Source organism: Streptosporangium longisporum (assembly GCF_039534895.1).
GTDB lineage: Bacteria > Actinomycetota > Actinomycetes > Streptosporangiales > Streptosporangiaceae > Streptosporangium > Streptosporangium longisporum.
The window spans coordinates 83,640-96,332 of record NZ_BAAAWD010000002.1 but is presented as its reverse complement, the minus strand read 5'-3'; the positions used below and the strand labels follow the sequence as shown (position 1 = coordinate 96,332).

General features: G+C 72.4%; 11 protein-coding genes. 4 read left to right on the top strand and 7 right to left on the bottom strand.

Going from position 1 to position 12,693, the window contains the following annotated elements:
• The first annotated feature begins 6 nt into the window (after positions 1-6).
• Positions 7-231, top strand: a complete 225-nt coding sequence (locus tag ABD832_RS00950) for a ferredoxin (RefSeq protein ID WP_344886939.1) — start codon at positions 7-9, stop codon at positions 229-231.
• A gap of 54 nt (positions 232-285) precedes the next feature.
• Here the strand turns inward: ABD832_RS00950 and ABD832_RS00945 are convergent, their stop codons facing one another.
• The 4 genes from ABD832_RS00945 to ABD832_RS00930 form a co-directional block, all read right to left on the bottom strand.
• Complete coding sequence (locus ABD832_RS00945; protein ID WP_344886937.1) at positions 286-1,284, bottom strand: aldo/keto reductase; 999 nt, start codon at positions 1,282-1,284, stop codon at positions 286-288.
• A 17-nt stretch (positions 1,285-1,301) separates the two neighbouring features.
• Complete coding sequence (locus ABD832_RS00940) at positions 1,302-1,850, bottom strand: allene oxide cyclase barrel-like domain-containing protein (protein ID WP_344886935.1); 549 nt, start codon at positions 1,848-1,850, stop codon at positions 1,302-1,304.
• Positions 1,851-1,937: 87 nt separating this feature from the next.
• Positions 1,938-4,724, bottom strand: coding sequence for a LuxR C-terminal-related transcriptional regulator (locus ABD832_RS00935; RefSeq protein WP_344886933.1), 2,787 nt, complete (start codon positions 4,722-4,724; stop codon positions 1,938-1,940).
• 264 nt (positions 4,725-4,988) lie between these two features.
• Positions 4,989-5,585, bottom strand: a complete 597-nt coding sequence (locus tag ABD832_RS00930; RefSeq protein ID WP_344886931.1) for a TetR/AcrR family transcriptional regulator — start codon at positions 5,583-5,585, stop codon at positions 4,989-4,991.
• Positions 5,586-5,727: 142 nt separating this feature from the next.
• Between ABD832_RS00930 and ABD832_RS00925 the strand changes: the two genes are divergently transcribed.
• Positions 5,728-7,179 carry an MFS transporter gene (locus ABD832_RS00925; protein WP_344886929.1) on the top strand — a complete coding sequence of 484 codons (1,452 nt, stop codon included), beginning with the start codon at positions 5,728-5,730 and terminating at the stop codon, positions 7,177-7,179.
• 50 nt (positions 7,180-7,229) lie between these two features.
• Here the strand turns inward: ABD832_RS00925 and ABD832_RS00920 are convergent, their stop codons facing one another.
• Both ABD832_RS00920 and ABD832_RS00915 read right to left on the bottom strand, forming a co-directional pair.
• Positions 7,230-7,988, bottom strand: coding sequence for an AfsR/SARP family transcriptional regulator (locus ABD832_RS00920; protein ID WP_344886927.1), 759 nt, complete (start codon positions 7,986-7,988; stop codon positions 7,230-7,232).
• Between the two features lie 166 nt (positions 7,989-8,154).
• Positions 8,155-9,123: an NADP-dependent oxidoreductase gene (locus tag ABD832_RS00915; protein ID WP_344886925.1), complete on the bottom strand. Its 969-nt coding sequence runs from the start codon at positions 9,121-9,123 to the stop codon at positions 8,155-8,157.
• A 105-nt stretch (positions 9,124-9,228) separates the two neighbouring features.
• On the opposite strand from ABD832_RS00915, the gene ABD832_RS00910 reads away from it, so the two are divergent.
• Positions 9,229-10,293, top strand: a complete 1,065-nt coding sequence (locus ABD832_RS00910; RefSeq protein ID WP_344886923.1) for a GlxA family transcriptional regulator — start codon at positions 9,229-9,231, stop codon at positions 10,291-10,293.
• Positions 10,294-10,296: 3 nt separating this feature from the next.
• Here the strand turns inward: ABD832_RS00910 and ABD832_RS00905 are convergent, their stop codons facing one another.
• On the bottom strand, positions 10,297-11,529 hold the full coding sequence (locus ABD832_RS00905) for a serine hydrolase domain-containing protein (protein WP_344886921.1): 1,233 nt from the start codon (positions 11,527-11,529) through the stop codon (positions 10,297-10,299).
• Positions 11,530-11,820: 291 nt separating this feature from the next.
• Between ABD832_RS00905 and ABD832_RS00900 the strand changes: the two genes are divergently transcribed.
• Positions 11,821-12,681, top strand: a complete 861-nt coding sequence (locus ABD832_RS00900) for a GbsR/MarR family transcriptional regulator (protein ID WP_344886919.1) — start codon at positions 11,821-11,823, stop codon at positions 12,679-12,681.
• Positions 12,682-12,693 lie beyond the last annotated feature (12 nt).

The window sequence follows — 12,693 nt, the reverse complement described above, 5'->3', positions numbered from 1 at the left end:
GAAACCATGAAGGTGACCGCCGACCGGCGCCGCTGCATGGCCGCCGGCCACTGCGCGATCAGCGCTCCCACGGTGTTCGACCACGGGGAGGACGGCCTGGTCGTCGTCCTCGACGCGGATCCGGGCGAGGAGACCCGGGAGGCCGTGGAGACGGCCGAGGACCTGTGCCCGTCGCGCGCCATCGCCGTCGCGCCCGCGGGCACCGGACCGGCGCCGGTGCCGTCCGCGTGACGGCCGGCGGGCCGGTGCGGGACGACGTGTCCCCGCACCGGCCCGCCGGCCGTCTCAGCGGTCGACGAACCGCATGCTCTGCTCGTTCCAGCGTTCCCCGTGCACCTCGCCCGGGGGCACGGCGGCCTCCACGGCGGCCAGGTCGGCCGGGGTGAGGCGCAGGAAGGCGGCGTCGACGTTCTCCTCCAGGTGGTCGCGGCGCCTGGTCCCCGGGATGGGGATCACGTCCGGGCCCCGGTGGTGCAGCCACGCCAGCGCCAGCTGCGCCGCGGTGACCCCCAGCCCGGAGGCGAGCGCGGCGAGGCGGTCGGCCAGCACGAGGTTGCGCGGCAGGTTGTCCGGGGCGAACCGGGGCAGCCCGAAGCGCCGGAAGTCGCCCTCGTCCAGCTGCTCGGCGGAGCGGATGGCGCCACTGAGGAAGCCGCGGCCCAGCGGGGAGTAGGGCACCAGCGCGATGCCCAGCTCCCGGCACGTCGCGACGATCCGGTGCTCGATGTCGCGCGACCACAGGGACCATTCGGTCTGCAGCGCGGCGATCGGTGCCACCGCGTGGGCGCGCCGGATGGTGCCGGGCCCGGCCTCGCACAGCCCGATCTCACGGATCTTCCCGGCGGCGGCCAGCTCGGCCATCGCGCCGACGGTCTCCTCCACGCCGACCTCGGTGTCGACGCGCGTGAGGTAGAACAGGTCGATGTGGTCGACCCCGAGCCGCCGCAGTGAGGCCTCGCAGCTCCGCCGGACGTAGGCGGCGTCCCCGCGGACGCCCGCGCCGACGCCCGGGCCGGGGCGCACCACGCCGAACTTGGTCGCCACGATCGCCCTCTCCCGCCGTCCGGCGACGGCCTTGCCGATCAGCTCCTCGCCGGCGCCGTGGCCGTAGACGTCGGCGGTGTCCAGCAGTGTCGCCCCGAGGTCGAGGGCACGCCGGATGGTCGCGATCGACTCCTCCTCCACCGTGGCGCCGTAGAACTCCGACATGCCGAGGCAGCCGAGGCCCTGCGCGCCCACGGTCAGGGAGCCGATCCTGCGCGTGGGAAGTCGTGTCAAGGTCATCTCCGTTCTCCGTCCCGTCACCGGAGGTAGACGACGATCGACGACTCGTAGGTGTCGTGGGCGTCCTTGACCAGCGGCCGGAACTGGCGGAACCCGATGGCGCCGCGCAGCGGTCCGGACACGACGACCGCGGGGAAGGTGGCGGCCTCGCCCGCGGTCAGCCGGGCGTCGTCGACCAGGCCGCCCGACCGGATGACGTTGCCGTCGCGCAGCCGGATCTCCTCCCCGAAGTAGGCGATGAAGTGCCCGTCGTGCTCCTGCCGGTAGAGCATGCGGCCCGCCCCGCTGGTGTGGCCCAGCGGCTCGCCGTCCGGGCCGAATATCTCCAGCCGTACGGTGGCGACGTCCTTCTCGGTGGGGGTCGTCCCGGTGGGGTCGGGATTGTTCGAGTGGTACTCGACGACCTTCTCGGTGAGGTCGCGCAGGATCAGCGACCGGCCCGGCCGGCCGAGAGCGCCGACCCTTTCCGAGGTGGTTTCCGGCGGCGCCGCGACGAGCGGCAGTGCCCAGGAGCTCACCGTGTCGAGCACCGGTGAGACCCGAGCGGACAGCACGCGGAAATCCATGATCGCCTCCTGGGCGGCATCCCGAGCCGCCGTCCGGATCGCGGGGGCTCGCCGGAACCGACACTAGGAAGAAGGGCTCAAGTGGTCCTAAAAGCGGGTGGCGTGGTCGTGGCCGGCCGCCTTGCTCCGGGTGGCCAGGGCGAGTTCCATCCGGGAGTTCACCCCGGTCTTGCGGTAGATCCGGGTCAGGTGGACGTCGACGGTCCGCATGCTGATGGTGAGCCGGTCGGCGATCTCGCGGCGCTTCATGCCGGTGCAGATGAGCAGCGCGATCTCGCGCTCGCGGTGGGTGAGCCGGCCGAACACCTCCACCGGACCGCTCTCCGGTTCGAGCTCCGCGGCGACCGGCCCGCTCACCTGCCGGGCCAGCCAGTCGAGCATGGTCGTCGCCCCCGACCGGTGTGCCATCTCGGCGGCGAGCCTGGCCGTGCGGGACGACCGCTCGGCCTGGCCCAGCTCTCCGAGCACGCGCGCCTCCTGCCCCAGCGCGTAGCACTGGTCGATCCCCATTCCCGCCGACGCGAAGCGGTCGGCCGCCTCGTGGTAGCACCGCGCCGCCTCGGCGAGCGAGCCCCGCACCCGGTGCAGGTGCCCGCGGGTGAGGTCGGCGTAGGCGAGGTTGTGCGGCATCGGGACGGCGCGGGCATGCTCCTGGCTGCTGCGCACCCAATCGTCCAGGGGCATGCCGGCGTCCATCCCGGCGGCGCAGAGCATCTCCCAGGCGGTGTTGCGGTAGGCCACGGGGATGGCCCGCAGGTCCTGCCCCTTGCCCTCGTTGAGCAGGAGGGCGACGCAGTGCGCGGGGTCGCCGTCGAGCCACGCGCACCGGGCGAGGGTGAGCGCGGCGATCGAGGCGCTCCCGTTGACGTTGGCCTGCGACGGTGACTGCCGGGCCAGGGCCTGCTGCGCCAGGGACCTGGCCCTCCCGCTGCCCACGGGCTGCATCCAGACCTCGGCCGCGGACTTGAGCGCGACCGCCTGGGTGTGGCGCAGGGAGTTGTCGGGGCCGGACTCGATGATGGCGGCGTTGGCGGCCTCGCGTGCCTGCTCCAGCTGCCCGAGGTGGCGCTCGGACTCGCTGAGCAGGACCAGCAGCGCCGGGAGCAGGAAGACGCGCTGGCAGCGGCGGGCGACGTCGACCCCCCGTCGTACCTGCCGCTGGGCGTCCACGTAGCGGCCCAGGTACAGGTACGCCAGGACGACCACGAACAGGCTCTCCAGGTGGCGCGCCACCAGGTGCTCGGGAGCGCGGTCCAGCGTCTCGCCCGCGGCGGCCGCGTCGGCCAGCGCCCGGTCCACCTCGCCGGAGAAGGTCGCCTCCAGCGCCCGGAGGCCGAGCAGGCCGGCGGTGGTGAGGTCGTCGTGGCCTGCGCGGGCCGACCCGAGGGCCCGCTCGATCTCGGCCCTCTCGGGGATCCGGCCCTGCATGGTCGTGCGGAAGCCGCGTGCGAACACCAGGCGCGGCCACACCGGTGAGCGCCGCAGGTCCGGCCGGGCGAGGTACTCGCCCAGCAGGCCGAGGGTCTGCGCGTCCCGGCTGAGCACGGCCTCGACCATCGACACGCAGGCGACCTGCTCGGCCAGCGCGAGCCGGTCCACCAGGCCGCCGGAGTCGTGCACCAGGAACAGCAGGTCCCGGCTCTCGGTCATCCGCCCGATCCGCCCGAACGCCGTGCTCAGCGCCAGCCGCGCGCGCATTCCGATCTCGCTGGAGACGGGAGCCTCGGCGATCACCGGGGTGAGCCAGGAGACGCACTCGGCGACGTCGGTCTCCATGATCTCGTAGGACGCGTCCACGATCCGCGCCAGCTCGCCCGCGCGGGCCCGCGACAGGGAGCTGACCAGGTGGAAGCCGAGCTGCGTGCCGTCCTGGCCGCGGGCCGACAGCAGGCTCAGGGCGCGCTGGTGGGCTCGGGTGGCCCAGCAGGGGTCGATGGTCCTGCGCAGCAGGGTGCCGAAGACCTCGTCGCGGATGGAGAACAGCGTGCCGACCGGCTCGACCCGTACCAGGTCGCGCCGGACCAGCCCGCGCACGGCGGCGGAGACCACCAGCGCCTCCAGCTCGGCGACCTCGGCCAGCAGTTCGACGTCGAAGCGCGAGCGCAGGATCGCCGCGGCGTTCAGCACGTAGCGCTCGTTCAGCGTGAGGTCCCTGACCTCGGTGAGCACGGTGAACTCGAACGGGGCGACGGCCGTGTCGCTCCCGGAGCGCGCGCTGTGGTCCAGGGACTGCAGGGCGCGGAGGTTGAACGGGTTGCCCCGGCTGCGGCGGCGCAGGTCGTAGGGGGCGGGGACGGGCGTCATGGCGAGCATCTGCTCGTCGCTGAGCGGTGCCAGCTCGACGCGCGCGGTACGGCCGAAGGCCGCGCCGAGGGAGACGGCCTCGGTCAGCGCCTCGGGCGTCTGGCGGGGACGCAGCGAGAGGACCACGTCCACCAGCGGCGGGGAGGCGCCCTCGGCGATCTCGGCCAGTTCGTGGACGGTCCGCTCGTCGGCGAGGTGGGCGTCCTCGATCACCACCAGCTCGCGGTCCGGCCTGCGCCGGTGCCGTGACAGGCCGGTCACTCCCGGCGGCTCGCGGTCGCGCTCGGGGGACAGCCGTGCCCGCCGCAGCATCTTCCTGACGGTGTTCATCGTGGTCTCGCGGTCGCCGCGCGAGCAGCGGTAGACGGTGGCGGGCAGGGCGGTCCACTGCCGGTCCCGTACCAGCGCGGACAGCAGGTGCGTCTTGCCGGCCCCGGGTTCGCCGAGCACGGCGATGAGGCGTCCTTCGCCCCCGGGCTGCCAGGTGAGGTTCTGAAGTCTGTCCAGTTCGGCGGTGCGCACCGCGGCGATCGACGCGGCGTCGGGGAGGCTCTCTTCGTACGAACTCATGTGCGTGAAGACCCCAGGCGTTCGTGAAGGAAAAACGACGACGGCCCTGGTCGCGCTCCCTTGGGCGTACGGGCCGGGTGTGGTGCGGTGGTGCGGGTCGGGGAGGGTCGGGTGCCGGCCCCCCGGTCCGGCGCTGACAAAAACTACTATAAGCCTACCTAATTAGTTGGTTTTTATCACCACCCACCGACGGGCAATCGCGCAGCGGGCCCCGGCGGGCCCCGGCACGTCCGCCGGCAGGGGCGGGCGCGCCGGGCCGTCCGCTCAGGACTCCCGGTCGCGCGCGGTGATCCCCTCCAGGGCGAGGCGGAGGAAGCGGGGGCTGCCGTCCCTGTCGGGCAGGGACTGCTCGCGCACCCAGGCGGCACCGCTGAGCAGGTCGAACAGCTCGTCGGCGGTCAGGTCGGCGCGCACCCGGCCCGCGGCCTGCGCGGCGCGGAGCAGGTCCGCGCCGCCGTGGTGCATCGCGCTGCACATGGCGTGCGAGGGGGTCCCCTCGTCGTACATGCTCTGCGCGAGGATGCCGACCAGCCCGCGGAAGGTGCTGAAGTGCCGCACGGCCTGCTCCATCCACTCCGACAGCGCCCGCAGCGGGTCGGGACAGGAGGCCAGCCGCTCGGCGTGGGCGACGAGGTCGGCCAGACCGTCCCTGGTGGCGGCCTCCACCAGGGAGGCCCGGGTGGGAAAGTGCCGGTACAGCGTGCCGATCGCCACACCGGCCTGGGCGGCGATGTTCTCCAGCGACGCCTCGGAGCCGTCGGCCTCGAACGCCTTGCGGGCCGCGGCCAGGATCGCGTCGTAGTTGCGCCGGCCGTCGGCCCGTCTGGGGCGTTGGGCGATGTGGGGCGTGCCGGTCGTCATCGAACCTCCCGCTTGACATCCTGAGGCGCCCTCAGCTTGACTCTTCTCATCCAAGCTGAGACGTCCTCAGTATAGTTCCGGCCTCTAACCTGAGGGTGCCTCAGTGTGGGTGTCCGGGTGATCGGCCTTGGAGGTTCGTTCCATGAGTACCGACAGCGTCTCCGACGATGTGTCCGGCGTCTCCGGCGCGTCCGGCGTTCCGGCCCGCGACGCCCCGGCCCGGCCGTGGGCCCTGACGCTCACCGCGATCGTCGGCGCGGAGTTCATGCTGCAGCTCGACGGCACCATCGTGAACGTCGCGCTGCCGGCCCTGCAGTCCGATCTCGGGCTCACAATCACCAGCGGGTCGTGGGTGCCGAACGGCTTCCTCCTCGCCTTCGGCGGGCTCCTGCTGCTCGCGGGCCGCCTCGGCGACGTGCTCGGCCACCGCCGGGTCTTCCTCGCCGGCATCGGCCTGGTCGTCGTGGCCTCGCTGCTGGCCGGTCTCGCGCCCAACCTGGAGATCCTGCTGCTCGGCCGGGTCCTGCAGGGAGCCGGCGCCGCGATCGCCGGCCCGACCGGCCTGGCACTGCTCGCGATCGTCTTCGAGGGGGAGCGCCAGCAGCGCGCCTTCGGCCTGTACTCCACCGTCACCGGGCTGGGGGCCTCCGCGGGCATGGTCCTGGGCGGCGTGCTGACCTGGGCGGGGGACTGGCGCTGGAGCCTGCTGGTCAACGTGCCCCTCGGGCTGCTCATCATCGCCGTCGCCGCCAAGGTGCTCGGCCTGCGCGACGAGGCCACCCGGCCGCGCCCGCTCGGCCTGCCGAGCGCTCTGCTGGGCACCGCGGCCGTCACCGCCGCCGTCTACGGGCTGGTACGCGCCGCCGAGCGGGGCTGGGGCGACACCGGTGCCCTCATCTCGCTGGGCGCGGCGGTCGTGCTGGCGGCGGCGCTGCTGGTGTGGGACCGGCGGGCCGAGGAGCCGCTCCTGCCGCTGGCGGTCTTCGCCGGCAGGCAGCGGGCCGGGGCCCTGCTGTGCCTGCTGCTGCTCGCGGCGGTGCTCACCGGCTTCCTGATCTACCTGGTCCAGTACCTGCAGGGCGTGCTCGGGCTGGACGCGCTGCGGAGCGGGCTGGCCATCCTGCCCTTCGGCCTGGCACTGCTCGTGGTCACCCAGCTGCTCACCAAGCACATCGCGGGCGTGAGCCTGCAGACCCGCGCGCTGCTCGGCCTGGTCGTGGTGCTGGCCGGGGTGGCGTGGCTGACCCGCCTGGACGCCGGCAGCACCTACCTGACCGGCGTGCTCCCGGCGCTCGTCGTCATGGGGGTGGGCGTCGGCGTGGCCATCATCCCGTTCAACATGATCATTCTGACCACGGCCCCGCCCGAGTACGCGGGCGTCACCGCCGGCCTGCTGCAGACGGCGCTGACCGTCGGAGGGTCGCTGGGCCTGGCGGCCCTGCTGATCCCCTTCACCGGGGGCGACGGCGTCGTCGCGCAGAACATCTCGTCGGTGTTCGTCTGGGCCTGCGGGGCGATCGTGCTGGCCCTGGCGGTCGCGCTGCTGTTCTGGTTCGGTCCCGGGGCACGCCGGGCCGATCCGGCCCGGGGCTGAACGGGACGTGAGCGCCGGTGCCGCCCCGCGAGGGAGCGGTGCCGGCGCTCTCAGCCCGCGATGGCGTAGTCGGTGTCGGCCTCGAGGATCGCGAACTGCAGCCTGCGCATCGTCCTGCGCGGATCGAGGCCCAGTTCCTCGCGCAGCGCCTGCCGGGCGGACTGGAAGACCTCCAGCGCCTCGGCCCGCCTGCCGGAGCGGTAGAGGGCCAGCATGAGGTGCTCGCGGAGATTCTCGTTCAGCGGGTACTCCTGCACCCACGCCGACAGGTCGCCGACCAGCTCCCGGTGCCTGCCCAGCCGCAGCGAGCAGCGCGCGACCGTCTCCAGGCACTCCAGCCGCACCTCCTCGGCCCACCGGGCGAAGGTGCCCACGATGAGCCCGTTGTTGATCCCGGTCAGGACCGGCCCGCGGAACAGGCCGGCGGCCTCGGCGCAGACCTCCAGCGCCCGCTCCGGATCGGTCTCCGGCACGGCCCGTCCCTCGGCGTGCAGGGCCCGCAGGAGGAACACGTCGACCGACGACCTCTCGACCTCCAGCAGGTACCCCTGCGCGTGGGTCCGGATCGTCGCCCCGTCGACCGCCGGCTGGACGAAGTTCTTGCGCAGATGGGAGATGTAGACGTGCAGCGCGGCGCGGGCCCGCCGGGGGGGCTCGTTCCCCCACAGCTCGTCGATCAGCTCGTCCGTCGAGACCGGCTGGTTCGCGCGGATCAGCAGGGCGGCCAGCAGGGTCTCCACCTTGGGTGCGTTGACCGTGCGCGTTTCCTCGTCCACCAGTCGCAGCGGCCCGAGCAGTTCGTATCTCATCTGGCTCCCCGTTGAAGTGACTTGAGCCGGCGTTAAGCGGTAATCGATACCTTTTGTCGGCTGACGCCATTCTTACGAGGGATGAGTCGGTTGCCATCAGCGGAAGTGCGTACGAGTCCCGTCGCCGGGTGCGTAGGCGCCGTAGTCACCCTCCCGCCGCGACCGCTCATCCGGCGACGGTGAGCACGATCTTCCCGGTGGTACGGCCGGTCTCGCCGATCTCGTGGGCCCTGGCCGCCTGCTCCAGCGGCAGGACGACGCCGACCTCGGCGCGCAGCCGCCCGGACCCGGCCAGCTCGGCGATCGTCGCCATCCCGGCGTTGTCCGGCTCGACGAGCACGAACCCCGCCCAGATACCACGCTCCGCGGCCCGCCGCAGCAGGTCCTCGCCGGGCGGCCCGGTGAGCGCGGCGAGGACGCCGCCGTCCCGCAGCGTCCGCAGGGAACGCGGCCCGTAGTCGCCGCCGACGGTGTCGACGACCACGTCGACGTCGCGGACGGTCTCGGCGAAGTCCTCCCGGGTGTAGTCGATCACCTCGTCGGCGCCCAGCTCACGCACGAAGGCGTGCTTGGACGCGCTGGCGGTACCGATCACGTACGCGCCCAGATGCTTGGCGAGCTGCACGGCCACGTGGCCGACCCCGCCGGCCGCGGCGTGAACCAGCACGCGCCGTCCCGGCCGCACGTCCGCGGTGTCGTGCAGGACCTGCCAGGCGGTGAGCGCCACCAGCGGCAACGCCGCGGCGTGCACGTGGTCGAGCCCGGCCGGCTTGCGGGTGAAGTGCCGCGACGGGGCGGTCACGTACTCGGCGTAGCCGCCCGCCCCGTGCGGGAAGCGCGGCATCCCGAAGACCTCGTCACCGGGACGGAAGCGGGTGACCCCGAGGCCGACGGCCTCGACCACCCCGGACACGTCCCAGCCGAGGACGGCGGGCGGGTCGCCCAGCAGCCTGCCCTGCTCGCGCGACTTCCAGTCCGTGGGGTTGACGCCGGCCGCGTGCACCCGTACCAGCACCTCGGTCGGTATCGGCTCGGGGCGGTCCACCTCGGCCAGGGTCAGCACCTCGGGGCCGCCCGCGACCTCCTGGACGATCGCGCGCATCCGTGCCGCCTTCGTCGTCGTGTCCTCGCTCATGAAAGAAAGACCCTTCGTGGGAACCGGGATGGGAGGGCGCCGGTCGCGTGCGGGTCGCGGCGCCGGTGACCAGCCTTCACGAGAGGCAGATCCGCCAGGAGTGGCATGATTGCCATCGTGCGCAAGGATCGTGCCAGACATCGCATCGTCGTCCTCGCCCTCGACGGGGTGATCCCGTTCGAGCTGAGCATCCCCTCCCGCGTCTTCGGCCTCGCCCACGGCCCGGACGGCGAGCCGCTGTACGAGGTCGTCACCTGCACCGTCGACGGCCGCCCCGTACGGACCACGGCGGACTTCAGCGTCGCCGTCGACCACGGGGCCGAGGTCCTCGCCACGGCGGACACGCTGATCATCCCCGCCGCCCATGTCCCCGGGACGCTCCACGAGTCGGGACGGCTGCCGGAGCCGCTCGCCGCCGCCCTCGCGACCGTCCGGCCGCGCACCCGCATGGTGTCGATCTGCGTCGGGTCGTACGTGCTCGCGGCCATGGGCCTGCTCGACGGCCGCCCGGCCACCACGCACTGGCATCACGCCGAGCACTTCCGGCGGCTCTTCCCCCGCGTGCGGGTGGATCCGGACGTGTTGTTCGTCGACGACGGGGACGTGCTGACCTCCGCGGGCGCGGCGGCCGGGGTGGACCTGTGCCTGCACATCGTCCGCCGCGACCACGGCAGCGAGGTGACCAACCAGGTGGCCCGCGGCTGCGTGGTCCCGCCGTGGCGGGAGGGCGGCCAGGCGCAGTACATCGAGCGGCCCGTGCCGCCGCCGTCGACGGCCGGCACCGCGCGCACCCGCGCCTGGGCACTGGAACGCCTGCACGAGCCGCTGCCGCTGCCGGAGCTGGCCGCGCACGCGCGGATGAGCGTCCGCACGTTCATCCGCCGCTTCCGCGAGGAGGTCGGCATGCCGCCGGGGCAGTGGCTGATCCGCCAGCGCGTGGACCGGGCCCGTCACCTGCTGGAGGCGAGCGACCTGCCCGTCGACCTCGTCGCCCACCGGACCGGCTTCGGCACGACGGCCTCGCTCCGCCACCACCTGCACACGGCCATCGGCGTCTCGCCGACGGCCTACCGGCGCACCTTCCACACGAACGCCTCGCCGCCCGCGTCCGGTCGACGGGACGGCACACCACCGGACCGGCCCCGACTCAGCGCTCCCGGTCCACGTTGATCGTCACCTGCTCCCGGCCCGGGAACCGGATGGGCAGAACTCGGCCTGGAACACGGCCTTGACCATGTCGAGCGAGTTGTACCGGCCGTACGTGTCGATGTTCATGGTGGTGGCGACCATGCGCTCGGCGTCCCGGGTGCCCATCGCGAAGGAGAACCCGCCGGTGATGGCACCGCCGACGCCCCAGACCCTCGCACCGCACGACAGCTCCCACGAAAAGACACCGGTACCGTACGTGCTGCCGGGTATCCACGTGTCCTTCCAGGTGCCGTCCGGCATCGTGATCCCGGTCCTGACCATGGTGAACATCTCCCGCTGCTGGGCGGGCGGGAGAAGCGTTCCGCGCAGCAGCGCGCCAGTGAACCGGTGGAGATCACCGACCGTGGAGACCATGCCACCGGCCGCCCAGCCGACGGTGGCACTCTGGTCGGTCACGTCGTGGACCTCGGCATCGGTCCCGGTGGCGAACAACGTCGAGTAGTGCCGTGGGTGCGGCCCGCGTATCCCCGTCTCCTCGGCCGGCAGGTACGTCCCGGTCAGACCCAGCGGGCGGACGATCCGCCGTGAGATCTCGTCGGCGAGCGTCCTGCCGGTCACCTTCTCGACGATCATCCCGGCCAGGATGTAGCCGGTGTTGGAGTACACGAAGCCGTCACCCGGGACCTCGAAGGAGCGCGGATTGCGCAGCCCGATCCTCACGAGTTGCCCGGGCGTGTAGGTGTCGTAGCGGTGCTCGAGCCAGGCGGGGCCGGAGAACTTGGCGAACTCCTTCTCGTCGTTGCCGTAGTTGAAGATCCCGCTGGTGTGGTTGAGCAGGTGCCTGACGGTGATCGTGCCGCCGTCGTTGCCATTGCCCTCGACCAGGCCTGGCAGCCACCTGTCCACGGTGTCGTCGAGGCTCAGCCTTCCCTCCGCCGCCAGTTGCAGGACCACAGTGGCCGTGAACGGCTTGGTGGCGCTGCCGATACGGAAGCGCTCGTGCGGCCGGCGTTCACGGCCGGTCCGGGTGTCGGCCACCCCTGCCGAGCCGAACCATCGTCCGCGACGGTCGCGGACCTCGGCGACCATGCCGGGCACACCGCCGTCGGCCACGGCCTGGTCGAGCGCTTTCCGGACCTGGACGTGGCCGGGTGCGTCCGTCACGGAGGCGGATGCCGCGGGGGTGGTCGTCGCGGGGGCCGCCAACGCCACGGCGGTGATGAGCAGCCCTGCTGTCGAGGGGAGGGAGGTGGTCATGCCGGTTCCTTCCGGGCGAGGGACATCAGCGTGACGCCGACCGTCCCTATCGCGATAGTACGCGTTTAGTTCAAACAAAAAGCTAACTTGCATTCACATAATTCGCAATATTGATTCCGGATATTCTGCATTTATGCAGGTGAAAAAGAGAGCTACTTGCAATGACTATGCGAACGAATGCACATCGGACGAGCTACCTTGCAATGGGATGTCGATGAACGCAATACTGTCCATCCGCCCGCGGACGCATCACGCGGGCCGGGCACGCTACGGCGACAGGAGGCACGCCCGATGCCGGGAGGCAGGCTCACCCACCAGGACCGCCGGCACATCGCCGAAGGGCTGACCGAGGGACTCACCTACACCGAGATCGCCAAGCGGCTGCAACGGCCGATCTCCACCGTCACCCGGGAGGTGGCCCGCAACGGTGGAACCGACGGCTACCGGGCCGACCGGGCACATCAGGCGACCGAAGGCCGGGCTCGCCGGCGCAAGCAGCCCTCCGCCCCGGCCCCGGCGGAACCGGCCGCCACCGGCACATCCGGGCGGGACCCCCGAGCGGTCCAGGCCCTGGAGGAGCGATTCACCGCAGTGATGATCGCGACAGGACTGCCGCGAACGACCGCCCGGGTGCTCACCTGCCTGTACACCACCGACAGCGGCAGCCTCACCGCCGCCGAACTCGTCCAACGGCTCCGGGTCAGCCCCGCGTCCGTCTCCAAGGCCATCGGCGAACTCGAGCGGCACGAACTGATCCGGCGTGAGCGCGACCCCCGCCGGCGTCGCGACCGGTACGTCATCGACCCCGACGTCTGGTACCGAGCCTGGCTGGTCAGCGCCCGGCAGAACGCCACGATGGCCGATCTCGCCCGGGACGGAGCCGGAATCCTCGACCCCGCCACCCCTGCCGGCGCCCGGCTGAGGGACATGAGCGGGTTCTTCGAGCACGTCAGCCAGAACTTGATCCAGGCCGCCGAGCAGTGGCGGCGGGACTTCATGTCGAGGCGAACGACGGACCGCCGGAGCGGAGTGCGCCTCTTCGACGACCCCCTTGAGTACGATGCCGCGACGAGCGCGAGGATGTGTCGGCACACCGGCGATCACAGGGGGAGCGATGACGAGCACGAACGCGGCGGACGGGCCGGCGGGTGAGCGTACCGATCA

Bases quoted from the DNA above. Each gene is read 5' to 3' on its own strand.
- ABD832_RS00915 (WP_344886925.1), bottom strand. From the start codon at position 9,123: ATGAGCGAGGACACGACGACGAAGGCGGCACGGATGCGCGCGATCGTC.
- ABD832_RS00920 (WP_344886927.1), bottom strand. From the start codon at position 7,988: ATGAGATACGAACTGCTCGGGCCGCTGCGACTGGTGGACGAGGAAACG.
- ABD832_RS00940 (WP_344886935.1), bottom strand. From the start codon at position 1,850: ATGGATTTCCGCGTGCTGTCCGCTCGGGTCTCACCGGTGCTCGACACG.
- ABD832_RS00950 (WP_344886939.1), top strand. From the start codon at position 7: ATGAAGGTGACCGCCGACCGGCGCCGCTGCATGGCCGCCGGCCACTGC.
- ABD832_RS00925 (WP_344886929.1), top strand. From the start codon at position 5,728: ATGAGTACCGACAGCGTCTCCGACGATGTGTCCGGCGTCTCCGGCGCG.
- ABD832_RS00900 (WP_344886919.1), top strand. From the start codon at position 11,821: ATGCCGGGAGGCAGGCTCACCCACCAGGACCGCCGGCACATCGCCGAA.
- ABD832_RS00935 (WP_344886933.1), bottom strand. From the start codon at position 4,724: ATGAGTTCGTACGAAGAGAGCCTCCCCGACGCCGCGTCGATCGCCGCG.
- ABD832_RS00930 (WP_344886931.1), bottom strand. From the start codon at position 5,585: ATGACGACCGGCACGCCCCACATCGCCCAACGCCCCAGACGGGCCGAC.
- ABD832_RS00945 (WP_344886937.1), bottom strand. From the start codon at position 1,284: ATGACCTTGACACGACTTCCCACGCGCAGGATCGGCTCCCTGACCGTG.
- ABD832_RS00910 (WP_344886923.1), top strand. From the start codon at position 9,229: ATGATTGCCATCGTGCGCAAGGATCGTGCCAGACATCGCATCGTCGTC.
- ABD832_RS00905 (WP_344886921.1), bottom strand. From the start codon at position 11,529: ATGACCACCTCCCTCCCCTCGACAGCAGGGCTGCTCATCACCGCCGTG.